Source organism: Kosakonia sp. LAM2021 (assembly GCF_016620385.1).
Taxonomy (GTDB): domain Bacteria; phylum Pseudomonadota; class Gammaproteobacteria; order Enterobacterales; family Enterobacteriaceae; genus Kosakonia; species Kosakonia sacchari.
In genome coordinates, this window is sequence record NZ_JAENHT010000001.1 from 1,271,648 (window position 1) to 1,295,987 (window position 24,340).

21 protein-coding genes are annotated in these 24,340 nt (G+C 56.4%); 12 read left to right on the plus strand and 9 right to left on the minus strand.

Features of this window, described 5'->3' with window-relative positions; translation table 11 throughout:
* Positions 1 to 41: 41 nt before the first annotated feature.
* The 3 genes from pptA to JKP81_RS06060 all read left to right on the plus strand — a co-directional run bounded on the left by pptA (position 42) and on the right by JKP81_RS06060 (position 2,587).
* Positions 42 to 272 carry a tautomerase PptA gene (gene pptA / locus JKP81_RS06050; RefSeq protein ID WP_065368486.1) on the plus strand — a complete coding sequence of 77 codons (231 nt, stop codon included), beginning with the start codon at positions 42 to 44 and terminating at the stop codon, positions 270 to 272.
* Between the two features lie 296 nt (positions 273 to 568).
* Entirely contained in the window at positions 569 to 1,525 is a 957-nt protein-coding gene (locus JKP81_RS06055; RefSeq protein WP_200550970.1) for a cyclase family protein, read from the plus strand.
* A 123-nt stretch (positions 1,526 to 1,648) separates the two neighbouring features.
* The gene (locus JKP81_RS06060; RefSeq protein WP_200550971.1) at positions 1,649 to 2,587 is read left to right on the plus strand and encodes an alpha/beta hydrolase; all 939 of its coding nucleotides are present in this window, start codon (positions 1,649 to 1,651) and stop codon (positions 2,585 to 2,587) included.
* Positions 2,588 to 2,595: 8 nt separating this feature from the next.
* Here the strand turns inward: JKP81_RS06060 and JKP81_RS06065 are convergent, their stop codons facing one another.
* A complete protein-coding gene (locus JKP81_RS06065) occupies positions 2,596 to 3,168 on the minus strand; it encodes a flavin reductase family protein (protein ID WP_017456901.1) in 573 nt (190 codons plus the stop codon).
* A gap of 70 nt (positions 3,169 to 3,238) precedes the next feature.
* On the minus strand, positions 3,239 to 5,017 hold the full coding sequence (locus tag JKP81_RS06070) for a diguanylate cyclase (RefSeq protein WP_200550972.1): 1,779 nt from the start codon (positions 5,015 to 5,017) through the stop codon (positions 3,239 to 3,241).
* Positions 5,018 to 5,254: 237 nt separating this feature from the next.
* Here JKP81_RS06070 and JKP81_RS06075 point away from each other — a divergent pair, with 237 nt between their 5' ends.
* The 4 genes from JKP81_RS06075 to JKP81_RS06090 all read left to right on the plus strand — a co-directional run bounded on the left by JKP81_RS06075 (position 5,255) and on the right by JKP81_RS06090 (position 9,541).
* A complete protein-coding gene (locus tag JKP81_RS06075; protein ID WP_200550973.1) occupies positions 5,255 to 5,956 on the plus strand; it encodes an ABC transporter ATP-binding protein in 702 nt (233 codons plus the stop codon).
* On the plus strand, positions 5,953 to 6,921 hold the full coding sequence (locus JKP81_RS06080) for an ABC transporter substrate-binding protein (RefSeq protein ID WP_200550974.1): 969 nt from the start codon (positions 5,953 to 5,955) through the stop codon (positions 6,919 to 6,921). The genes JKP81_RS06075 and JKP81_RS06080 overlap by 4 nt, the downstream gene beginning before the upstream one ends.
* A gap of 46 nt (positions 6,922 to 6,967) precedes the next feature.
* Positions 6,968 to 8,623 (plus strand): iron ABC transporter permease, encoded by a 1,656-nt coding sequence (locus JKP81_RS06085; protein WP_200550975.1) that lies wholly within the window; start codon positions 6,968 to 6,970, stop codon positions 8,621 to 8,623.
* A 75-nt stretch (positions 8,624 to 8,698) separates the two neighbouring features.
* Positions 8,699 to 9,541, plus strand: a complete 843-nt coding sequence (locus tag JKP81_RS06090; RefSeq protein ID WP_200550976.1) for an arylamine N-acetyltransferase — start codon at positions 8,699 to 8,701, stop codon at positions 9,539 to 9,541.
* Here JKP81_RS06090 and JKP81_RS06095 read toward each other — a convergent pair.
* Positions 9,538 to 10,113, minus strand: a complete 576-nt coding sequence (locus JKP81_RS06095; protein ID WP_200550977.1) for a TetR family transcriptional regulator — start codon at positions 10,111 to 10,113, stop codon at positions 9,538 to 9,540. The genes JKP81_RS06090 and JKP81_RS06095 overlap by 4 nt on opposite strands.
* A gap of 119 nt (positions 10,114 to 10,232) precedes the next feature.
* On the opposite strand from JKP81_RS06095, the gene JKP81_RS06100 reads away from it, so the two are divergent.
* Complete coding sequence (locus JKP81_RS06100; protein WP_200551079.1) at positions 10,233 to 11,720, plus strand: SmvA family efflux MFS transporter; 1,488 nt, start codon at positions 10,233 to 10,235, stop codon at positions 11,718 to 11,720.
* Between the two features lie 12 nt (positions 11,721 to 11,732).
* Here the strand turns inward: JKP81_RS06100 and yddG are convergent, their stop codons facing one another.
* Positions 11,733 to 12,617, minus strand: a complete 885-nt coding sequence (gene yddG / locus JKP81_RS06105; protein WP_200551080.1) for an aromatic amino acid DMT transporter YddG — start codon at positions 12,615 to 12,617, stop codon at positions 11,733 to 11,735.
* Between the two features lie 220 nt (positions 12,618 to 12,837).
* Between yddG and fdnG the strand changes: the two genes are divergently transcribed.
* From fdnG to araJ, 4 genes are all read left to right on the plus strand, one after another.
* Positions 12,838 to 15,885: a formate dehydrogenase-N subunit alpha gene (gene fdnG, locus JKP81_RS06110; RefSeq protein ID WP_200550978.1), complete on the plus strand. Its 3,048-nt coding sequence runs from the start codon at positions 12,838 to 12,840 to the stop codon at positions 15,883 to 15,885.
* Positions 15,886 to 15,897: 12 nt separating this feature from the next.
* Complete coding sequence (fdxH, locus tag JKP81_RS06115) at positions 15,898 to 16,782, plus strand: formate dehydrogenase subunit beta (protein ID WP_200550979.1); 885 nt, start codon at positions 15,898 to 15,900, stop codon at positions 16,780 to 16,782.
* Positions 16,775 to 17,431 carry a formate dehydrogenase-N subunit gamma gene (gene fdnI, locus JKP81_RS06120; RefSeq protein ID WP_200550980.1) on the plus strand — a complete coding sequence of 219 codons (657 nt, stop codon included), beginning with the start codon at positions 16,775 to 16,777 and terminating at the stop codon, positions 17,429 to 17,431. Before fdxH ends, fdnI begins: the two co-directional genes overlap by 8 nt.
* Positions 17,432 to 17,635: 204 nt before the next feature.
* The gene (gene araJ / locus JKP81_RS06125) at positions 17,636 to 18,808 is read left to right on the plus strand and encodes an MFS transporter AraJ (protein ID WP_200550981.1); all 1,173 of its coding nucleotides are present in this window, start codon (positions 17,636 to 17,638) and stop codon (positions 18,806 to 18,808) included.
* 38 nt (positions 18,809 to 18,846) lie between these two features.
* Here the strand turns inward: araJ and JKP81_RS06130 are convergent, their stop codons facing one another.
* From JKP81_RS06130 to JKP81_RS06150, 5 genes are read right to left on the minus strand one after another with little or no spacing between them, the layout of a single operon-like run.
* Positions 18,847 to 19,938, minus strand: a complete 1,092-nt coding sequence (locus JKP81_RS06130) for an alkylhydroperoxidase domain protein (protein ID WP_200550982.1) — start codon at positions 19,936 to 19,938, stop codon at positions 18,847 to 18,849.
* A 9-nt stretch (positions 19,939 to 19,947) separates the two neighbouring features.
* Entirely contained in the window at positions 19,948 to 20,937 is a 990-nt protein-coding gene (locus tag JKP81_RS06135) for a putative FMN-dependent luciferase-like monooxygenase (RefSeq protein ID WP_200550983.1), read from the minus strand.
* Positions 20,934 to 22,541 (minus strand): ABC transporter ATP-binding protein, encoded by a 1,608-nt coding sequence (locus JKP81_RS06140; RefSeq protein ID WP_200550984.1) that lies wholly within the window; start codon positions 22,539 to 22,541, stop codon positions 20,934 to 20,936. The genes JKP81_RS06135 and JKP81_RS06140 overlap by 4 nt, the downstream gene beginning before the upstream one ends.
* The gene (locus JKP81_RS06145; protein ID WP_200550985.1) at positions 22,538 to 23,389 is read right to left on the minus strand and encodes an ABC transporter permease; all 852 of its coding nucleotides are present in this window, start codon (positions 23,387 to 23,389) and stop codon (positions 22,538 to 22,540) included. The genes JKP81_RS06140 and JKP81_RS06145 overlap by 4 nt, the downstream gene beginning before the upstream one ends.
* Positions 23,386 to 24,330, minus strand: coding sequence for an ABC transporter permease (locus JKP81_RS06150; RefSeq protein ID WP_200550986.1), 945 nt, complete (start codon positions 24,328 to 24,330; stop codon positions 23,386 to 23,388). Before JKP81_RS06150 ends, JKP81_RS06145 begins: the two co-directional genes overlap by 4 nt.
* Positions 24,331 to 24,340 lie beyond the last annotated feature (10 nt).

The following is a 24,340-nucleotide window of genomic DNA, read 5'->3' on the forward strand; positions in this document are numbered from 1 at the left end:
TTGTGCTACTGTCACTCTCTTTATAAAACAAGGAGTTTGCTATGCCGCACGTTGATATCAAATGTTTTCCCCGCGATCTGACCGAGGAGCAAAAAACCGCGCTGGCGAGCGATATCGCCGAGGTTATTATTCGCCATTTAAACAGCAAAGATAGCGCTGTCAGCGTCGCCCTTAACGAAGTCACGCCGGATGACTGGAAAGCGCAGGTATGGGACACCGAGATTGCGCCGCATATCGACACGCTTATCAAAAAGCCTGGCTATTCACTGTAAATTTCCTGCCGCCTGCGCCTGTTGCGTGGGCTTTTTTTATCAATAAGTAAAAAATACTGTTATTTTTTTGAACCACCGCCCGGAATATATAATACGCGGCAATCTGATTATGCAGGTAAGCGCATCAGTTTTTTCATTATTTTTTCTTTCAGAAAATTCATATTTGCGCGTTCTTAAATACAACTCTAGAGTTTTTATTATCTCGCTCAGGCTCATAACCAGAGCACTATAATTATCACGGAAAGCGCTGATTCGATTAATTTCGCCAGCAAGATAGTAAACAAGGAACGTCTTTCATGAAGCCATCCCGTTCTTTCATATTATTATTGCCCCTGTTTGCAGCATTGCCGTTGCAAGCCACAGAACCCGCAGCGGAATCACAAAACTGGTATCCATCAATTTATGGTGCAAATGACGAAATAGGTGCCGCGAACTTGCTCACGCCCGAGGAGGTTTTACAAGCCGTTCACCTTGTGAAACAAGGCGTTGTGGTACCGCTGGCGGTACCGATTGATAAGGATTTCCCGGCGTTTCGCCACCGCAGTTTTCATCTTTACAATATTCAGCCCGGCCAGCAGGATGGGAAAACGCTTGGGCCGAATAAATTCACCTTTAACGATGAACTGGTCAACGCATGGACAGGCGTGGGCACGCAATTAAACGGAATCGGCCATATCGGCATTAATAATATCTATTATAACGGCAACAAAGCGGCAGATTTCGTCACTATTGATGGTGTTAAAAAATTAGGCATTGAAAAAGTTCCGCCAATGGTAACGCGAGGCGTGGTGTTAGATATGACCACTTATTATAAACAAAAGATTGTTCCCGGTGGCACAGAGTTTAGTGTCGAGGATATTCAGTCGGTATTAAAAAACCAGGGATTAACCTTAAAGAAAGGCGATATCGTTTTATTTAACACAGGATGGCTGGAACTTGTTGGTAAAGACAATAAACAGTTTCTGGAAAAGGAGCCTGGTATCGGCATGGAAGCAGCAAAATGGCTGGCGGACCAGCAGATCGTCGCGTTTGGCGGCGATACCTGGGCGTCTGAAGTGTATCCAAACCCTGCAACTAAGGAGGAATTCCCGATCAATCAATATCTGTTAGCAAAACGGGGGATCTACAACCTGGAGTTGATCGATACACGTCCACTGGTAGGCAAACAAGTTTGGGAATTCTTGTTCGTCCTTGGCCAACCGCTGTACACCGGTTCAACACAGGTCAACATCAACCCTGTGGCGATTTATTAGTTGTTTGTTGTTAGCGCTACCCTGAAGTGTTTTTCATTTTTAGTAAAACATTGTTCTGTGGAGCGGCTCGAATTTCATTTACCGGGTTAATGGTACATAAGCATCTTTGACATGGAGATGATTATGTTCCGGAAACTCAGTTCACTGACATTCGCGCTGCTCCTTTTTTCGCACCCTACATTTGCCGCTCAAGAGAGTTTTTCCATCTGGCCGCAGGGCGATGCGCCAGGCGCCAAAAATAGCCCGGTCAGTTTCGTGTTAACCGAACGCAGTAAAGATCCTGCGCTTCCCGACCGCGCTGTGACCGGCATCCGCGCGCCGCAAATCACCGTTTATCAACCGCAAAAACCCAACGGTATTGCCATTCTGGTAATTCCGGGTGGCTCTTATAAACGCGTGGTGCTGGATAAAGAGGGCAGTGATTTAGCCGCGCCATTCAATGCGCGCGGTTACACCTTATTTGTGATGACCTACCGCATGCCGGAAGATGGCCACGCCGAAGGTTCAAACGCACCGCTGGCGGATGCACAACGTGCGTTGCGTACCTTGCGCGCGCAGGCGGAATCACGCCATCTCAACGCGAAAAAAATCGGTGTAATGGGTTTTTCTGCGGGCGGGCACGTTGCGGCAAGTCTGGAAACGCGTTACGACGAGAAGGTTTACACGCCGGTGGACAACATTGATAACCAGCACGCGCGGCCAGATTTTGTGGTGTTGGGTTATCCGGTGATTTCAATGGATCAGGCGATTGCCCACGCCGGCTCACGAAAAGCGCTTATTGGCGAAACGCCAACGGCGGAGCAGATCAAACACTACTCGCCGGAACAGAATGTCACCGCGCAAACCCCACCGACATTTTTGCTGCATGCCGTGGACGATCCCTCCGTGCCGGTTGCCAACTCGCTGGTAATGTTCAACGCGCTGCATGCGAATAACGTGCTCACCGAATTACATCTGTTCAGTAAAGGGCAGCATGGGTTTGGCGTACGCGGTGTGAAACACCTACCGGCAGCGGTCTGGCCAGAACTGACGATGAACTGGATCGAGGCACTGCCGGAGTAAATGCTTCGTTACTCACCAGCGGTGATACGCTTGCCGCTGGTGACGAATGTGCCGCCTCCAAGGTGATGAATGGTGTTCAGTTTATCGTCATCAAAGTGCCAGCGCCCGTTGATAAATGCCCGTTCATCGGCGGCGGCGGAGACCACTTCGCCAAACAGCGTGTCATATTTTTCCTGCGCGGCGGTCGGTGGAAGCAAACGACACTCCATCCACGCCAGGCACTTCTCTTCGATAACCGGCAAGCCCAGCACCGGCCCGGCGAACGCAGGAATGCCATAGCAATTAAATTTATCTTCATCGCGCCCGGTGACGCTACCGACCGCGTAACTCCAGTTGGTTGCCGCAACGCCCGGCACCACAATGCCAAACATACCGCTGCGTTCAATTAATTCGCGCGACCAGGCGCTTTTATCTACCACTATCGCAATTCGCGGCGGAGAGAATTCAACCGGCATCGACCACGCGGCTGCCATCACATTGCGCCGGTCAATCTGCTCATCGCGGCTGGTAATCAGAATGGTCGGACCGTGGTTTAGCAGGCGGCTGGCATGTTCTAACGCCACCGGGCGGAAATAGCTCATAGCGGTTCCTCTGTGTAAACGTTTCTGCCATTAAATGGCCGAACAGGCGGAAAAATCAAGGCGTGGCGCATTATCCGGCACTCCTGGCCACCACAATCTGGCCGCGACCTTGTTCTTTCGCCAGGTAGAGCGCCAGGTCGGCCGCCCGCACCAGATTATCCGCGCGCGCGTGGCGCGGCCAGGTCGCCAGCCCAATAGAAACAGACACCGGGCCAATATCCTGTGACTCATACAACATGTGATGATTGAGGACATTATGCAGCAGCGTCTCAGCCACTTTTTTCGCCTGTACTTCATCCGCGCCGGGCAGAACAAGCAGGAACTCTTCGCCGCCATAACGGAACGCAACACTGTTGTCATCCAGCGTTTCGGTAATCAACCGTGACAACTCGCGCAGCACTTTGTCACCCGCGTCGTGACCATACTGATCGTTGAGTTTTTTGAAATAATCCACGTCGACCATCAAACAGCTCAGCGTTGTGCCTTCCACCATCGCCTGGTCGAGCATGTTGCGCAGCGTCTCATCCAGGCTGTGGCGGTTGAACAGGCCGGTCAACGAGTCGTGCATGGCGCGTTCCGTCAAGGTATCGCGCAGGATCTGGTTTGCCAGCGCCAGCGCCAGCGTTTCCGCCAGCAGTTCCAGGTAGATATAGGGTGGCTCTTTGCCTGGTGTGTAGTTATCGAAGGTGAGCAAACCAATGCTTTTATTCTGCGCGTTAAGCGGCACGCAAATCGCACGGGAGGCAATTTCGGGCTGAATATGCTCGCACGGCATGTCAACGCCGCCTTTCGCCGGGCTATGCAACTGCCCACGTTTTAACGCCCAGCAGTGCTCTGCCGGGAAGGGGGCGTCCTCGCCCGGCGGCAACCCCCAGCGCGCCACACATTTCATGCGCTTAGTGCGGGGATTGAGTACAAACAACCGGCCACCCATATCGGGGATGATTTGCGGTGCAAAGCGGCTGACCACGCGAAAAATCGCGCTATGTGAATCACATCCCTGCAGTCGCTGCGTCATTCGCGCCAGCAGCGTGCGCGTGGCCCACTCCGCATCACGCTCCTGTTCCAGCCGCTGCCGGGTCAGGCCATTTTCGCGAAATATGCGGATCGCCTGAGCCATATCGCCAATCTCATCGACCTGCGCCAGCACCGGCGCTTCCACATTGTAATCCTGGGTCGCGAGGCGGTTAACCACATCGCTTAACGTCACCACCGGGCGCAAAATGCGGTGTTTGATAATAAAACCGAGCACAAACAGGAACAGTAGCGCCGTCAGCCCGACCATAATTTCTGACAACGTACGCAAGCGCAAAGAGCGGTCAGTTGCTTCGGTTATCGCCGCCTGGACACGCTGATCTGACAAACTACGGAAGTGGGCGAAACGGTACTCTGTTTCGGAAAGCCGCTCTTCATAGCTGGCGCTATACAAAAGATTCATCGCCTCGTCCGTTTTTCCGGCTTCAATATCGGCAATGGCGATGCGCTGCTCATCTTCCAGCTGATCCAGCGTCGACAGCCCATCGCGCAGGATCAGTAGCTCTTCATCGGAAGCGCCACGGTCACGCAGGGCAACCAGATGATTTTCCAGAGCGATATCCTGCTGCTGGCGGGTTTTCCAGCTTTGAATCACTTCCGGTTGCTTTTTGATCACAGCTTCACGCGCCAGCTCAGTTAACGCATATGCCTCTTTTTCCAGATCGTCTATCAACTCATCGAAAACGCGGTTTTGCGCCACGGCGTCACGCTCGGCACGTTCCGCATTCGACGCCATGAACAGCGCCACGCCGGAGGTCAGCGTTAATACCACGGTCGCGGTATAAGCAAAATTGGTGATCGTCGCGATGCGCACGGGGGATCCTTTTCGACTTGAGTGCGGGAAGATGCCTATCAGTTTAGACATTCAGTTAAAAATCAATGCGCAATATTGACGTCATTTCTTCGTCATATTCGCTGCCTATAGTCAGCCGCAATCAAATCCCAAAGAGGATAACAATATGTTTGCTCCCCTGACTTTTGTGCAGGTGGATGCGCCCCGTCGGATGAAGACCACGGGAACGTCACGGCTTTCTGTTACGGGAGGGCGTGAATGAGCGCATTCACAGACATCCGCTTACAAGGCATTTCGTATGCCTTTGGCGCACATACCGTTCTTAATCACATCGATTTACATATTCAACCTGGCAGCATTGTCGCGCTGCTCGGCCCGTCTGGCTGCGGCAAAAGCACGTTGCTGCGCTTGCTGGCGGGGCTGAGTGAACCGGCGGAAGGCGAGATCTGGTTTGGCGATCGCCTGGTGGCGAAAGCGGGCTGGACGCTACCGCCGGAAGCGCGCGACATCGGCATGGTATTTCAGGATTACGCGCTGTGGCCGCATATGAGCGTCGTGCAAAACGTCGCTTTCCCGCTAAAAATGCGCAACGTACCGCGCGCTGAGCGCGAACTGCGCGTGTCGCAAGCGCTGGAAAGGGTTGGGCTGGCGGAATTGGCCGGGCGTAAACCCGCAGGCCTTTCCGGCGGGCAGCAACAGCGCGTTGCGCTGGCGCGCGCCATTGTTGCCGAACCCAGCGTTCTGTTGTTCGACGAGCCGCTCTCCAACCTCGACACCGCGCTGCGCGAATCCTTATGTCTTGAGATGGCGCGTCTGCTGCGCCAGCTCGGCACCACCGCCGTGTATGTCACTCATGACCACCGCGAAGCACAGCTACTTGCCGATCGCATTGTGCATTTAGCGTCCGGGACCGTTGAATCTGTACGAACCGTTACTTCATCCTCAGGGGAAATTGCATGAAAGCCTTACTGTCCGTGAAAAAAGGAGTCGCTTTAGCCATGGTGCTGTCGTCGATGATGATCTCCAGCGCGCACGCGCTGACTGTATACACCGCCGGTCCTGGCTCGCTGGCAAAAAGCCTGGCCAGCGGCTTTGAGCAAAAAACCGGCGTTAAAGTCAATATCTTCCAGGCCACCACCGGTAAAGTGATGGCGCGTCTGGAAGCCGAACAGGCTAATCCGCAGGCCGATATTCTGATTTCTGCCTCGTGGGACACCGCCGAAGATCTGCATAACCGTGGCTGGCTGCTGCCGTTTACCAGTGCCAATGCCGGAAATGTCCCGCAGACGTTAAAAAGCGCCGACTATGTGGCGCAGGGCATCTCCGCACTGGGGATTGTCTGGAACACCAAGAGCGGCACCCCGGAGCCAAAAGAGTGGAACGATCTGACATCACCAGACTTTAAAGACAAAGTGACAACGCCGGATCCGTCACTTTCCGGCGCATCGCTTGATCTGCTGATCGGTCTGCAAAACGGCATGGGCGACCGCGCCTGGCAGTTGTTCGATGCGCTGAAAAAGAACGGCATGGTGGTGAGCGGTCCGAACGCCCAGGCGGTAACGCCGGTGATGCAAGGGGCGAAAGCGGCGGTGTTTGGCGCGGTCGACTATGTGACGTATGGCAATATCGCGCAGGGAGAATCGCTGAAAGTGATCTTCCCGGCCAGCGGCACCGTCATCGCTCCGCGCCCCATGATGATCCTTAAAACCACTCAGCATGCCGACGACGCCAAAGCGTTTATCGATTACGTGCTGTCACCGGAAGGGCAGAAAATGGTCGCCGACGCCTGGCTGATGCCGGCCCGCACGGACGTGGAAGCGAAACGTCCGCTATTTACTGAGCTAAAAATATTGCCGACACAAAGCAGCGGCACCAGCGAACGCGGCGAAGTGCTGAAGCGCTTTAACGCGCTCTTTGCACAGTAATCCTTTCGATCTTTGCGGGGGCAACCCCGCTTTCAGGATACCCGTTGTGAACCAAAGATTAATTGCGCAAGCAACGCTGGCGCTGCTGCTGATACTGGTCGCGCTGCCGCTGCTGTTTATTCTCTTGCAGGCGGTATTTCCGCACTTTAGCTCGGGCGAGTTTGGCGGCGCTTTTTCCGCCATCCCCACATTGCTGGCCGAGCCGCAACTGCCCGCCATGTTCGGTGGCACACTGCAAATTGCCTGCGGTGTGGCGCTTTGCAGCGCGCTGATTGGCTTGCCACTCGGCGTCGCGCGCGGCTTATTTGATTTACCGTGCCCGAAACTGTGGGATCTGCTGTTTTTGATTCCCTTCTTAACCCCGCCCTATATTGCCGCGCTGTCGTGGATGCTGGTATTGCAAACCCAGGGCTACCTGATGCAGCTCACCGGGCTGGATCTCAATAATCTGCTGTTTAGCAAGAGCGGTATCATTCTGGTGATGACGCTGAATATTTTCCCGGTGGTTTACTTTGCCGTATCGCGCAGTTTGCTCGCCAGCGGGCAGCGCCTGGCACAAGTCGCCCGCGTTCATGGCGCCACGCCGTGGCGCGCTTTTTGCCATATCACGCTGCCGTTACTTTCTCCTGCGCTGGCGGCAGGTATGTTGCTGGCGTTCACGCTGGCGGTGGAAGAGTATGGCGTGCCCGCCGCACTGGGCACCCGTTCCGGCGTGGTGATGCTGACTGTCGGCATCGAAGAGAAACTGGCCGACTGGCCGATCGATTTGCCCGGCGCGTCGCTACTGTCGGTAGTGCTGATCGTCATTGCGCTATGCGGATGGTGGCTACAGCGCAAACTGACCGGCGATAAAGATGTCACCAGCGTATCCGGGAAACCGACCGAGCATGTCGGAGCGAAACTCGGCTTTGCCGTCTTGCCGGTACTGCTGGTGATGGCGGCGGTCGGCTTTCTCGCCGTGGTGCTACCGGGATTGTCGATGGCACTAACCGGCTTCAGCGCCACGCTTTCCGGCGGCGTGTCGCTGGATAATCTCACGGTGAAACATTTTGCGGCGCTGTTCGAACAGCGTGGTGATGCGCTACCCGCGCTGGGCACCAGTTTGTCGCTGGCATTCGGCGCGGCGCTGATTACCGGCGCGCTGGGCTTGTGCGCGGCCTGGTTGGTGGTGATGCAGAAGATAAAAGGGCGCTCGGTAATGGATGCGCTATCACTGATGCCCGCCGCATTGCCCGGCGTGGTGGTTGGCGTTGGCTTGATTTTGCTGTGGAACCGCAGTTTCTGGCCGGTTTCACCCTACAACAGCTGGGCAATTTTGCTCCTCTCTTACTGCTGCCTGCTGTTGCCGTGGCCGGTGCGTTATATCGGCAGCGCTATGCGCCAGTTGGGCGGCAATCTGGAGCCTGCCGCGCGGGTTCACGGTGCCAGCGCGTTCCAGGCGCTACGGCTGATTGTGCTGCCGCTGATTTTCCCGGCGATGCTCGCCTCCATGTTAATGGTGTTCGCCATTGCCTCGCGCGAGCTGGTCACCTCGCTGTTGCTGGCACCAGCGGGGACACAAACCGTGGCGGTATTTATCTGGCGGCAATTCGAGCAAGGTTCAGTAGGTCAGGGGATGGCGATGGCCACACTGACGCTGCTCACCGGGCTGGCGTTGATGCTCACCGCGCTTGGCATTTTGCAACGCAGCACAAAGGGATAAATCAAGGGCACGAAATCGACGGTAAAGCGAAAAAAATGCGCTATAACAACGGGACACCATTCGCAAGGAGCCTGTATGCCCCCTTTTTTGACCGCTTATCTGGCCCGTATTGGCTGGGAACAAACGCCCGATGTCTCTCTGGAAACGCTGCGGGCGCTGCATTTGCATCACAACGGCGCCATCCCTTTTGAAAACCTCGATGTGGTGTTGCCACGCGAAATTGAACTGAGCGATGAGGCGATTTTCCATAAACTGGTGGTCGCCCGTCGCGGCGGTTACTGTTTTGAGCAGAACGGGCTGTTTGAGCGCGTGCTGAAAGAGGTTGGTTTTACGGTGCGCAGTCTGTTAGGGCGGGTGGTAATTGCCAATCCTCCGCAGATGCCACCGCGCACGCACCGTATTCTGTTGGTGCAGATTGCGGGCGAGCCGTGGATCGCCGATGTCGGTTTCGGTGGGCAAACGCTAACGGCGCCAATTCGCTTGCGGGAGGATATCGAGCAGGCAACTCCGCATGGCGTCTACCGCTTGCAGCGTAAGGAGGAAGACTGGGTGCTCCAGTTCCGTCACCACGAGCGCTGGCAATCAATGTATCAGTTTGAGATGGGGCAGCAGTATCAGGCCGATTTTGTCATGGGGAATTTTCACTCCGCGCACTGGCCGGCATCCCATTTTCGCCATCACCTGTTGATGTGCCGCCATCTGCCGGACGGCGTCAAACTGACGTTAACCAACTTCCACTTTACCCACTGGAAAAACGGCCAGGTGCTGGAAGAGGTGACCTTTGCGGACGTCCCGGCGCTGTATGACGCGCTGCAACAGCGCTTTGGGCTGGGCGTGAGCGACGCACAGTACGGCTTTAGCCTGCAACAGCTGGAAACGGTAATGGCCGGTTTCGATTTGCACGGCGAAAAAATTTAACCAAGCTCTTTGTCGATCATGACGGCCAGATGGCGATTGAAGGCGGCTTCATCGACATCTGGCATGCCCAGCATGCAAATGCCGTCCAGCCCGCAGACCAGCGCAATCAGGCGCCAGGCAACGTTTGCCGCTGTATCGGTATCTGTGAATTCACCCGCCGCACGGCCTTGCTCAATCAATTGCACCACTTTGACGTGCCACATCTCCATGGTCAGCAGATATGCGCCTTTGATTTCCGGCTCTTTACTCGCCAGCAATAACGCTTCGCGCCACAAATGCACATAGGGTTCGAGGCCACCTTCATCGCTGCCCAACATCGCGTGCAACTGCTCGCGCCATGGCGCGGTCGCGGGTACCACTTCCACCTCCAGCAGTTCGGCAATCAGGCGGATAAACGCCTCAGCTTTTAATGCATTTCCCGAAGTGAAATGGTGGTGAACCTGGCCGGTGGCCACCCCGGCAACCGTTGCGATCCGCCGGACAGTCATGGCGGCAAAACCGTCTTCCAGCGCCACGCGCATCGCGGCTTTGAGGATCACTTCACGGCGATCGTCCTTGTTCAGGTAGCGCATACAACCTCGGCTAAATAGGGGGTAAACGGAGTGTAACAAAAAGCTGGACATGTGTTCAACTTTCCGTAGGATCGCCATTTTGGACGTCTGTCCAGGAATGAAAAACGATGGAGAGAAGTATGTTTCGTCAGTGGTTAACGCTGGTCATCATTGTGCTGGTTTATATTCCGGTCGCTATCGATGCGACGGTGCTGCATGTTGCCGCGCCCACACTGAGCGCAGTGTTAAATGCCAGCGGAAATGAGCTGTTATGGATAATGGATATCTACTCGCTGGTGATGGCCGGAATGGTGCTGCCGATGGGCGCGCTGGGCGACAAAATCGGTTTTAAGCGCCTGTTGCTTATCGGCAGCGGCCTGTTTGGCGCGGCCTCGTTGCTGGCGGCTTTTGCCGCGAGCGCCAGTTGGCTTATCGCCTCGCGCGCGCTGTTAGCTGTAGGCGCGGCGATGATCGTGCCGGCAACGCTTGCCGGGATCCGCAACACTTTTGCCGAGGCTTCGCAACGCAATACAGCGCTCGGCGTCTGGGCGGCAATTGGTTCCGGCGGCGCGGCGTTCGGCCCCTTAATTGGCGGTATGTTACTGGAGCATTTCTACTGGGGGTCGGTATTTTTAATTAACGTACCGATCGTCATTGCCGTAATGGCGCTGACCGCGCGCTTCGTGCCGCGCCAGCAGGGCCGCGCCGATCAGCCGTTACACCTGAACCAGGCGTTGAGCTTAATTGTCGCCATCTTACTGCTGGTGTGGAGTGCCAAAACGGCAATGAAAGGCACGCTTCCGCTGTGGATCGTGGCGAGCACATTGCTCATAGGCGCAACCTTGCTGACCGGGTTTGTCCGCATTCAGCTGGCCGCCAGCACGCCGATGATCGATATGCGTCTGTTTACACATCGCGTGATTTTAAGCGGTGTACTGATGGCGATCACCGCGATGGTGACGCTGGTCGGTTTTGAGTTGCTGATGGCGCAGGAGCTGCAATTTGTTCACGGTTTCACGCCATTTGCCGCCGGGGTGTTTATGCTGCCGGTAATGCTGGCGAGCGGGTTTAGCGGGCCGATTGCCGGGGTTCTGGTGTCAAAACTGGGCTTACGCCGCGTTGCCGCAGGCGGGATGGCGCTTAGCGCGGTGAGTTTTCTTGGTCTTTCCGCGACCAACTTCGCCACCCAGCCATGGCAGGCCGGAATATTGATGGCCCTGCTCGGCTTCAGTGCGGCGAGCGCGTTACTGGCTTCAACGGCGGCGATTATGGCCGCTGCGCCCAAAGAGAAAGCGGCAGCCGCCGGGGCGATTGAAGCGATGTCTTACGAACTGGGTGCCGGTCTGGGCATTGCCGTGTTTGGGCTGATTTTGAGCCGCAGTTTCTCCGCCTCGATCCAGCTTCCGCAGGGGTTAAGCCGCGAGGCCGCCGCGCAGGCGTCCTCGTCCATTGGCGAAGCATTCCGCCTGGCGCAAGAAGCACCGCCCGCAGTTGCCGAGGGGATCATCGCGGCGGCGAAAACGGCGTTTACCGGTTCGCACAGCGTGGCATTGAGCACCGCAGGCGCGCTGTTAATGCTGCTGGCGGTGGGGATCTGGTTTAGCCTGGCGCGAGTGGAAAACGCGTAGCGTTTGGCCGGATCACGCGCGCTGGCGGGTTGAGTACCAGCAGAGCAGCGATCCGGCGCACACCATCAGCGCGCCCTGCCAGAAGGAAAAAGAGAGCGGGGCGCTTAACACTACCGCCGCCAGCGCGGACGAGAGCACCGGGGTGAAATACGATGCTGTCGCCAGCACCGTGACGTTGCCGTGCAAAATCCCGATATTCCACGAGGCATAACCGAAACCGAGCGCAATGCCGGTCATCAGTAATTTCACCACCACCGGCAGCGTAAAAACCATTTCCGGTTGCGGTGTGAGGGCGAATTTGACCCATAATGTCGCGGCCGTCAGCAAGACAAATAGCGTAATGCCGTTCGCGCCGTTGGCATATTTGGTGGTGACAGTGCAGTAAATCGCCCAAATAAATGCCCCGGCAAATGCCAGTGCATAGCTCAACGGGCTGGAGATAATATTTTGCTGGATTTCCGTAATATCAAGACCGCGTTCGCCGCCAAGCACCCAGCACACGCCCAATATCGCCAGCAATAAACCGGGGATAACCCACAAACTCGCTTTTTGACCGTTGAATAATATTGCGCAAAGGATCGTCAGGCTCGGCCATAAATAGTTAACCATGCCCACTTCAATCGCTTGTTGTCGCGTCGCGGCAAAGCCCAGCGAGAGCGCCAGACACAGTTCATAACTGACAAACAGCACGCTGCCGACAATAAGATAACGCACTGAAAAACGGCGTAAATCCGGGATGCCAACGGTGACAATCAGCAGCAACCCGCTCAGGGTATAGATCATCGCAGCGCCGCCAACCGGGCCAAGACCTTCACTGACGGCGCGGATAAAACCGACCATCGTGCTCCAGAGTAATACCGCCAGTAAACCAATTAATGTTGCGCGTTTTTTATTCATTACTGCCATTAACCGCCGGAAATAAACGCACATTTTATAACACGGCTGAATGATTAAGCGAAATTCACCGTGCCACACCTACTCCTTTTGAGGGATAAAAATTCGACACGCGAAACTATTAGGTATCAAGCGCCAGGCGTTATTGATTTACCGCAATTAATTCACCCTGTGAAATGTTTAGTTTTCCGGCCGCAGTCAAAGACAATAATTGAGGAAAGCAATGGACGTCAGCCGCAGACAATTTTTTAAAATCTGCGCGGGCGGAATGGCAGGAACCACAGCGGCCGCGTTGGGATTTGCTCCCAAAATGGCGCTGGCGCAGGCGCGAAATTATAAATTGCTGCGCGCCAAAGAGACGCGAAATTCCTGTACATACTGCTCCGTGGGTTGCGGGTTATTAATGTATAGCCTGGGTGATGGTGCGAAAAACGCGAAAGAGGCCATCTATCATATCGAAGGCGATCCGGATCATCCGGTCAGCCGCGGCGCGCTGTGCCCGAAAGGGGCCGGTCTGCTTGATTACGTACACAGTGAAAACCGCCTGCGCTACCCGGAATACCGAGCGCCAGGCTCTGACAAATGGCAGCGCATCAGTTGGGATGAGGCCTTTAGCCGCATAGCCCGCCTGATGAAAAACGACCGTGATGCCAATTTCGTCGAAAACAATGCCGCAGGCGTAAAAGTGAACCGCTGGCTCTCAACCGGTATGTTGTGCGCCTCAGCGGCGAGTAATGAAACAGGCATGCTGACGCAAAAATTCGTGCGTTCACTCGGCATGCTGGCGGTAGATAACCAGGCGCGCGTCTGACACGGACCAACGGTAGCAAGTCTTGCTCCAACATTTGGTCGCGGTGCGATGACCAACCACTGGGTTGATATCAAAAACGCCAACGTGGTGATGGTGATGGGCGGTAACGCCGCTGAAGCCCACCCGGTCGGTTTCCGCTGGGCGATGGAAGCCAAAAACAATAACGACGCCACGCTGATTGTGGTCGATCCGCGCTTTACGCGCACGGCATCCGTTGCCGATATTTATGCGCCAATACGTTCCGGGACGGACATCACTTTCCTCTCCGGCGTGCTGCGCTACCTGATCGAAAACAACAAAATCAATGCCGAATACGTCAAACACTACACCAACGCCGCGTTGCTGGTGCGGGATAATTTTGCCTTCGAAGACGGCTTGTTCAGCGGCTACGACGCGCAAAAACGCCAGTACGACAAAACCTCGTGGAACTATCAGTTTGATGAAAACGGCTACGCCAAACGCGATGACACACTTAGCGATCCGCGCTGCGTCTGGAATTTGCTGAAACAACATGTTGCCCGCTATACACCGGAAACGGTGGAAAATATCTGCGGCACGCCAAAAGCGGATTTCCTGAAAGTGTGTGACGTGCTGGCCTCAACCAGCGCGGTGGACAGAACCACCACCTTCCTGTACGCCCTGGGCTGGACGCAACACACCGTCGGCGCGCAGAACATCCGTACCATGGCGATGATCCAGTTGCTGCTCGGCAATATGGGGATGGCGGGCGGCGGGGTAAACGCCTTGCGCGGGCACTCCAACATTCAGGGGCTGACGGATCTGGGTCTGTTATCGACCAGCCTGCCGGGTTACCTGACGCTGCCGTCGGAAAAACAGACCGATTTGCAACAGTACCTGGCGGCAAATACGCCAAAAGCGCTGTTGCCGGACCAGGTGAACTACTGGAGCAACTATCCCAAGTTCTTTGTCAGCCTGATGAAGTCGTTCTACGGCGACGCGGCGCAGAAAGAGAATAACTGGGGCTTTGACTGGTTGCCGAAATGGGATCAGGCCTGGGATGTGATCAAGTACTTCAACAAGATGTCGAAAGGCGAAGTCAACGGCTATATCTGCCAGGGCTTTAACCCGGTGGCGTCGTTCCCGGACAAAAACAAAGTTGTCAGTACGCTGAGCAAGCTGAAGTACATGGTGGTTATCGATCCGCTGGTGACAGAAACCTCCACCTTCTGGCAGAACCACGGCGAGATGAATGATGTCGATCCATCGGCTATCGCCACCGAAGTGTTCCGTCTGCCGTCAACCTGTTTTGCAGAGGAAGATGGCTCGATCGCCAACTCCGGTCGCTGGTTACAGTGGCACTGGAAAGGCCAGGACGCGCCGGGCGAAGCGCTGAACGATGGCGAAATCCTCGCCGGGATTTACCACCGCCTGCGCGAGATGTACCGCACTGAAGGCGGTAAAGGCGCGGAACCGCTGCTGAAGATGTCCTGGAATTACCGCCAGCCGCACAACCCGCACTCGGAAGAGGTGGCGAAAGAGAACAACGGCTACGCGCTGGCAGATCTCTATGACGCCAACGGGCAACTGCTGGCGAAAAAAGGCCAACTGCTCAATAGCTTTGCGCTGCTGCGCGATGACGGTACCACCGCCTCATCTTGCTGGATCTACAGTGGCAGCTGGACAGAGCAGGGGAACCAGATGGCGAACCGCGATAACGCCGATCCGTCAGGACTTGGCAATACGCTCGGTTGGGCGTGGGCGTGGCCGCTGAACCGCCGAGTGCTCTACAACCGTGCGTCTGCAGATGTACAGGGCAAACCGTGGGATGCGAAACGGATGCTTATCCAGTGGAACGGGGCGAAGTGGGTCGGGAATGATATTCCGGATTACAACACCGCGCCGCCGGGGAGCAATACCGGGCCGTTCATCATGCAGCAGGAAGGGCTGGGGCGGTTGTTCGCCCTCGACAAACTGGCGGAAGGGCCGTTCCCGGAACACTACGAGCCGATGGAAACACCGCTTGGCACCAACCCGCTACACCCGAATGTGGTTTCCAGCCCGGTGGTGCGTCTATTCGAGGACGATGCCAAACGGATGGGGAAAAAAGATCAGTTCCCCTATGTCGGCACAACCTACCGCCTGACGGAGCATTTCCACACCTGGACCAAGCATGCGCGCCTCAACGCCATCGCCCAGCCGCAGCAGTTTGTCGAAATCAGCGAAACGCTGGCGGCGGCAAAAGGCATTGCCAACGGCGATCGCGTGACGGTGAGCAGCAAGCGCGGCTTTATTCGCGCGGTCGCGGTGGTGACGCGTCGTCTGCGTACTTTGCAGGTACACGGTCAGCAGGTGGAAACCATTGGCATTCCGCTGCACTGGGGCTTTGAAGGGGTGGCGCAGAAAGGCTATATCGCCAATACGTTGACGCCAAACGTCGGCGATGCAAACTCGCAAACGCCGGAATACAAAGCGTTTTTGGTCAATATCGAGAAGGCGTAAAGGAGCGAAATAATGGCTATGGAAACGCAAGACATTCTAAAACGCTCCGCAACCAACCCGGTCACGCCGCCCCCACGGGCACGTGATTACAAAGCGGAAGTCGCCAAGCTTATCGACGTTTCCACCTGCGTAGGCTGCAAAGCCTGCCAGGTGGCCTGTTCGGAGTGGAACGATATTCGTGCTGAGGTCGGGCACTGCGTCGGGGTTTACGATAATCCGGCCGATCTGAGCGCCAAATCCTGGACGGTGATGCGTTTTAGCGAAACCGAGCAGAACGGCAAACTGGAGTGGCTGATCCGCAAAGATGGCTGTATGCACTGCGCGGAACCGGGCTGTCTGAAAGCCTGCCCGTCGGCGGGCGCGATTATTCAGTACGCCAACGGCATTGTCGATTTCCAGCAAGAGAACTGCATTGGCTGCGGCTACTGCATTGCTGGCTGTCCGTTCAACGTGCCGCGCCTCAACAAAGAGGATAACCGCGTTTACAAATGCACGCTCTGTGTCGATCGCGTCAGCGTCGGCCAGGAGCCTGCCTGCGTGAAAACCTGCCCGACCGGGGCGATCCATTTCGGCACCAAAGCTGAGATGCTGGAGCTTGGCGAGCAGCGCGTGGCGAAACTCAAAGCGCGCGGTTATGCCAGTGCGGGCATCTACAACCCGCAGGGCGTGGGCGGCACGCATGTGATGTATGTGCTGCATCACGCCGACCAGCCGGGCTTATACCACAACTTGCCGAAAGATCCGCAGATCGATACCTCGGTCAATCTGTGGAAAGGGGTACTGAAGCCATTGTCGGCGGCGGGATTCCTCGCCACCTTCGCCGGGCTGATTTACCACTACATCGGCATCGGGCCGAACAAAGAAGTGGACGACGATGAAGAGGAGCATCATGAGTAAGTCAAAAATGATTGTGCGCACCAGGTTTATTGACCGCGCCTGTCACTGGACGGTGGTGATCTGCTTTTTCCTTGTCGCGCTGTCCGGCATTTCGTTTTTTTTCCCGACGCTGCAATGGCTGACGGAAACCTTCGGCACGCCGCAGATGGGGCGTATTTTGCACCCGTTCTTTGGCGTGATTGTCTTCCTGGCGCTGATGTTTATGTTTGTGCGTTTTGTGCATCACAACATCCCGGACAAGCAGGATCTGCCGTGGCTGAAAAACATTGTCGAAGTGCTGAAAGGCAACGAACATAAGGTCGCGAAAGTTGGTAAATACAATGCCGGACAAAAAATGATGTTCTGGACCATCATGAGCATGATTTTTGTGCTGTTGGTGACCGGGGTAATTATCTGGCGTCCGTACTTTGCGCACTACTTCCCGATTCAGATAATCCGCTACAGCCTGCTGCTGCACGCGACTTCGGCGATCATTTTGCTGCACGCTATCCTGATCCATATGTATATGGCGTTCTGGGTAAAAGGCTCCATAAAAGGCATGATCGAAGGGAAAGTGAGCCGCCGCTGGGCGCAGAAACACCACCTGCGCTGGTATCGCGACGTGGAGCGTCTGGAAGCGAAGAAAGAGAGCACCGAAGGCATTAAATAATCCCAAACCGCTCCGGATAACCGTTCGGAGCGGTTTTTTATTTCTTCACACCCGCATTTCCCGTTTATTGTTTGCGCTCTCCCGTTTATTCATAAACCTGCCTGAATCCATGGATTTATAGGTCAGCCGGGGCATTTCAACTGGTCTGCCTGAAGTGAATAGTCAATAATGCCTGTCGCAAACTTTTAACAAGTGGTTAGTGGTATGAAAAAAACCGTTTTTTCGTTGGCACTTGCGACCTTTGGTCTGGGCATGGCGGAGTTCGGCATTATGGGTGTATTAACCGAACTCGCGAATAATGTTGGCATTTCAATTCCTTCGGCGGGGCACCTGATCTCTGCTTACGCGTTTGGCGTGGTGATTGGCGCGCCGATCATGGCGCTTTTTTCGAACCGCTTTTCGCTGAAAAACACGCTGCTGTTTCTGGTGGCGCTGTGCCTGGTGGGTAACGCCATTTTTACCTTCTCCAGCTCCTACACCATGCTGATTATCGCCCGTCTTATCTCCGGTTTCCCGCATGGAGCGATTTTTGGCGTGGGGGCGATCATCCTCTCTAAAATCGCGCCGCCAGGAAAAGTAACCATGGCGGTAGCCGGGATGATAGCCGGGATGACCGTTGCCAATCTGATTGGCATTCCGCTCGGCACGTGGATCGGTCACGCGTTCAGCTGGCGCTATACCTTCTTGCTGATCTCCATCTTTTTCGCGCTGGTGATCGTCTCAGTGATTGTGTGGGTGCCGTCGCTGTTTGATACCAGCGAAAGCCGCCTGCGCGAACAGTTTCACTTCCTGAGAAAACCGGAACCGTGGCTGATTTTCGCCGCCACGATGTTTGGCAACGCGGGCGTATTCGCCTGGTTTAGCTATGTGAAGCCGTTTATGGTCAATGTTTCCGGTTTCACCGAGAGCGCGATGACGCTGATCATGATGCTGATGGGGCTCGGCATGGTGCTGGGCAATATGTTCAGTGGTCGCTTATCAGTGAAATTCAGCCCGGTGCGCATTGCGGCGGTGACGGAATTACTGATTATGCTGGCGATGCTGGCGCTGTTTGTCGCCGGTGAAAGCAAAGTAGGGGCGTTGTCACTTGGTTTTATCTGCTGCGCCGGGCTGTTCGCGCTCTCTGCGCCGCTGCAAATCATGCTGCTGCAAAATGCAAAGGGCGGTGAAATGCTCGGCGCGGCGGGCGGGCAGATGGCGTTTAACCTCGGTAACGCGGTCGGTGCCTGGTTCGGCGGTCTGATTATCGCGTTTGGTTTCACTTACAGCTACCTGACGTTACCGGCGGCGGTGCTGACGTTTGCCGCCATGACCTCGCTTCTGATCTATGGTCGCAGAAAAACGAAGCATCAACCGGAACAGGTCGTTCAGCATTAACCCACCACCCGGTGAGCCTGCGCCCACCGGGTCAGTACTCACGGCAAATACGGCTCGCCAAGCGTTAACATCAGGCGGTTCGCCCAGGCGAAAAACGCAGCGGACTGGATAAGATCAAGTTGCTGCAAGGTATCCAGGCCTTGAGCATTGAGTTTTTCCAGGTGCGCCACCGTCAGCGCGGGCGGCGTTACCGACAGCGCGGCAGCGGCATCAATTTCCGCCTGCCAGCGCGCCGATTGCCTCTCGCTTAAAATCTCGCCTGGCTGTACGGCCAGCAAAGTTTCCACGGCATTATCATCCTTCGATAGCTGGCTGGTTTTACGCGCATGGACCGAGGCGCAGTAGATACAGCCGTTGATTTTACTGGCCGCCGTTGCCGCCAGTTCGCGCTCCGCACGCGGTAAGCCACCCGGCGTATAGAAAATGCCTTTATCGGTTAACGTGCGCTGTTCAAGCACCGGCAGGTTACGGCCCAGCAGGCGGAAATAGTCGGAATCCGTATGGCCAAATTTCGCCAGGATCGCCTGTTCATCGGGCGTAAACTCCGCCAGCGGTTTTGCCGCCAGCCACGGCTCCCAGCCTAATTCCTGCTGCGTAAATTGTACCGGCGCGGTTTTGCCGCTTTGCGTTTTCGCGTTGGTGTGCCAGACACCGGCCACCACCGGGATGTCGCTGTCAGCCACCGTTTTCCCGTTTAACAGCCGCAGCCCGGCCAGTAACCGGCTCTGGAAGCTGACAAACGCAACCAGTTGCGCCAGCGTGACAATGCTCTCTTTCTTCCAGCCCGCGGCAACCAGTGTATTGAGCGCCTGAGGCGTCGCTTTCACCGGCGAAAAAGTCAGTAAACGGGCGAATTCCAGCGCCGGAGTTAAACGTGCCGATGTCGGGTCGGCGAGGCCAAAACCGGCGTAGTGCGCCGCCAGTTCATTGGCGTTGTGCCACTTCGCCACTTTCGCCGCCACGCTATAGCGCTCATCGGCGGTGAATGCGTCTTCCTGAATATCAAACAGCGCCTGGTAACTGCCTTGCGCATGCTGCGTTGCGGCATCGCGCGTGTCGCGCGCCTGGGCCACAGGGGAACCAGGGGCGATTTCCGCCAGTTCAGAAAGAATGTCCTGAGTAAACGCCATAACGACTCCTTATAAAATCTGCGGGGCGATCTGCCCGGCGATCAGTTCGATGGAACGCAGGGTGTCCTGGTGCGAAGGTTCGACCGAATGCACCTGGAAAGAGATATCGGTTGCGCGCGCCAGCACGCTGTCTTTGCCGAGCGAATCCAGTACGGTTTTCGCATCGCCGATATGGGCATCAAATTGCTGAATATAATCAGTGACGTTGTCACCATTCACGCGATAACCCGCCGCGCGGTGTTGCTGCGCTTGCTTCGTAAGACCCGGTGTGGCGACCTGTAGCGCGTAATCAACGCTGTCGGCGACAAACGCGGTGCGCGACGCGAGAATACGCGGCGTAACGCCGGATGGCAGCGCGGCCAGATAGGCATCAATCATCGGATTCTGGATAGCATCCAGCGGCAGGAAGGGTTCATCCGCAGGGCGCGGTTGCGTGCGCGACAGCATCAATCCGTGACCGCCTTGCGCCGCACGGATAGCGCCTTCCACCGAAAAGGTGGCGATCCACACGCGCTCCGCCAGCTGCGGCGCGGGCGGATAGAGGTGGTTATCCGGGTGAGTGAGCGAATCCCCACGCCATGCACTCTGGATCAGATGCAGACCATCGGCAAAGGCCGCCGCGCGCTCGTTAATCGTCAGACCAAACGGCAGAAAGGATGTCGGCGTCCCGCCGGAGCCAAAGCCCACTTCCAGCCGTCCGTCGCTGAGCAAGTCCAGCACCGCCGCGTCTTCCGCCACCCGCAGCGGGTTTTCCAGCGGCAGGGTGATGATGGCAGTGCCGAGGCGAATGCGTTCAGTGTGCGCGGCAACGTGCGCCAGAAAAACCAGCGGCGAGGGTAATCCGCCTTCGTGTTCATGGAAATGGTGCTGCGCAATCCACGCCGTATCGAAACCGTGGCGCTCGGCATGGCGGATCTGTTCCGTCGCCAGCCGGTAACGCGCTTTCGGCGCGGCGTTATCGAGCAGGCGGGTAAAAAAGCCCAGGCGTTTTCGCGTCATGCGAACTCCTCCGTAGCGGGTGAAAAATGGGGAATGGCGTTGATTAATTCGCGGGTATAGTCGTGCTGCGGCGCGGCAAACAGCTGCTCAACCGGACCGTGTTCGACAACACGACCATTACGCAGCACCGTGACGCTGTGGCCAATACGACGCACGGTCGCCAGATCGTGGGTAATAAACAGATAAGTCAGCCCCAGTTGCTGCTGCAGTTGCTGAAGCAGGGCGAGGATCTGCGCCTGTACCGTGACATCCAGCGCGGAAGTGGCTTCATCCAGCACCAGAATACTCGGCTCAAGGATAAGTGCGCGGGCAATCGCAACGCGCTGACGCTGGCCGCCGGAAAGCTCCCGCGCCGTGCGTTCAAGTAACGACAGCGGCAGCGCGACCCGGCGAGCAACCGCCTCCACGCGCGCTATGCGTTCTGCTTTCTCAATGCGCTCAAAGTTTTTTAACGGCTCTTCGATAATCTGCGCCAGCGTCTGGCGCGGATCGAGCGAGGCGAAAGGGTTCTGATAAACGAACTGGATTTTGCGCCGCAGTTGCCGGTGCGCCTCTGGGCGCAACTGCGTGGCATCAATATCATCAATGATCACTCTGCCGCTGTCCGCTTGTTCAAAACCCAGCAGGATACGTGCCAGTGTGGTTTTACCCGAGCCAGATTCGCCCACCAACGCGTGGGTGCTGCCGCGCCGCACCTCAAAGCTCACGGCGTCCAGTGCCTGTAATGTATGGTCCTTACCGAGCGAAAAGCGTTTATGGATATCCAGCAAACGGATTGCCGGCGAGGACAGCGGCTGGCCGGAAACCGGCGCGATAGTCAGTGATTGCCCGTGTACATCGCTGAGTAACTGGCGGGTGTAAGCATGCTGCGGCGTACGCAAAATATCCGCCGTTTCACCCTGTTCCTGAATTTCACCGTCACGGAAAACCAGCAGCCGGTCGGCACGCTCGGCGGCTAGCGCCAAATCATGCGTGACAAATAGCACCGCCGTGCCGGATTCGCGTCGCAGCACGTCCAGCAGATCGAGAATACGTTTCTGCACGGTGACATCCAGCGCGCTGGTCGGTTCGTCGGCGATAATCACATCTGGTTGCAGGGCGATAGCCATCGCGATCAGCACACGCTGTTTCATGCCGCCGGAAAGCTGGTGCGGATACTGTTTGATGCGTTGTTCAGGATGGCTAAGTCCCACTTTGCTCAGCAGCGCCAGCACCTGCGCGTCGCGCTGTCGGGCAGTGAGTTTGCTGTGCAGATGGAGCACTTCCGCCACCTGCGCACCGATCGTTTTGACCGGGTTGAGCGAATTGCCCGGATCCTGCGGCACCAGGCTGATGCGCGCACCGCGCAGACTGTTCAGCCGCTTTGCCGACCACTGGCTTATCACTTCGCCGTTAAGCACAATGTTGCCGCTGTCGCGCCGGGCATTTTCAGCGAGCAGGCCAATAATCGCCTGCGCGGTGGTGGTTTTACCGGAACCCGACTCGCCGACAAATGCCAGCATTTCACCACGTTTGAGGGTAAAACTGACCTGATGCACCACTTCGCGCCATTCTCGCCCGGTGCGATAACTGACGCGTAAATTTTCTACCGATAACACAGTCATGCGCGGCCTCCGCTAAACTGGCGGCTGATGCGGTTGACCGCCAGCACCACCACAACCACTACCACACCCGGGAAGGTCGTCAGCCACCAGGCGGTGGATAAATAATTGCGACCTTCTGCAATCAGTAAGCCCCATTCCGGCACCGGCGGCGGGGTGCCGTAACCGAGGAAACTGAGAGTGGAAAGGGCGAGGATCGCCTGGCCGAATTGCAGCGTGGCGAACGCCAGCACTGCCGTGAGCGAGTTGGGTAAAATGTGCCGCCACAGCACGGCCAGAAAGGTGCCTCCGCTGCCTCTGGCCGCTTCGACATAATCGGTATGACGAATGCGCACCACTTCACCGCGTGACAGGCGAGCAAAACTGGCGACCGAAGCCACGCCAACGGCAATGGCTGCGTTCACCGTGCCAAAACCAAGCAAAATGATGACCGTCAGCGACAGCAACAACGACGGAATCGAGAGCAGCACATCGACCAGACGCATCAATACCGATTCGACGCGCCCGGCAAGCGCTCCGGCGACAACACCGGTCAGCGTGCCGATAATCAATCCCATCGCCACCGCCGCCAGTGCAGCAGAAAGGGAATGCGATGCACCATAAACAATGCGCGCATACAGGTCGCGCCCTAACTGGTCGGTGCCCAGCCAGTGCCCGGCTTGTGGCGACAACCGCTGCGCCCCGGCGATACCTTCTACCGGGCTATACGCGGTAAACAACGCAGGGAATAAGGCGGCCAGTACCGCCAGAATAATCACCGTCCACGCCAGCCATAATCCCGGCTGCCAGCGCAAACCCGACCAGACAGGAACTCGCTTGCGTGCGGCGATAGCATAATCAACCAGACTCATAACGCCCCTCCGCTAACGGTTTGCAGCCGCGGGTCGAACCACGGCATCAGTAAATCGACCAGCAGGTTGATCAGTACAAAACCGAGCGCCGAGATCATCACCACCGCCTGCAACACCGCGATATCCTGGTTATTTACCGCCTGCTGCGTGAGCTGACCTAACCCGGAACGGCCAAACACGGTTTCGGTAATGAGCGCCCCGGCAATCAATTCGCCCAGCAGCAACCCGGCAATATTCAGCACTGGCAGCAGGGCGTTGCCCGTCACATGTCGCCATAGCACGCCGGTTTCGCTAAAGCCTTTCGCACGCGCTACCGCAACAAAGGGTTGTGCGGCAATCTGATCGAGACTGCGCATTAAAATTTGCGCCAGCGGTGCACTAATCGGCAGGGCAACGGTAATAATCGGCAGGATCAGCCCCTGTAGCGGCGAAGGGTTAATGACCGGAATCAACCGCCAGTGAAATGAGAACAGCTGAATCAGCGCGATACCCAGCCAGAAGGTCGGCAGGGAGATCAGCAGCACCGGAACAGACTGAATTGCATTACTTAGCCAGCGCAGCGCCGGAAGTCGGGAGGCAAACGCCAGCGTGAAGGCCAGTGCTACCGCGAGCGCAAAGGCGGGAAGCGCCAGCTGAAGCGTGTCCGGCAAATTGCTGGCGATAAGCTCGCTTACCGGCACGCCCGCTTGCACCGAGTAACCAAAATCTCCGCGCACCATGGCAAACAGCGTATGAAAGTATTGCTGCCAGAGCGGGCTGTTTGCGCCGTAGGCCACGCGCATCTCTTCAATTTGCGCCGGGCTAAGACCCAGATCCGGGTTCTGAAACTTAATCAACACCGCGTCGCCCGGTAGCACCTGAAGCAGCACGAAGGAGAGAGTAAACGCGGCCCATAACACCAGCAGACCTTGCCCGGCGCGCCGCAGAAGATAATGGCTCATCGCCCGCCTC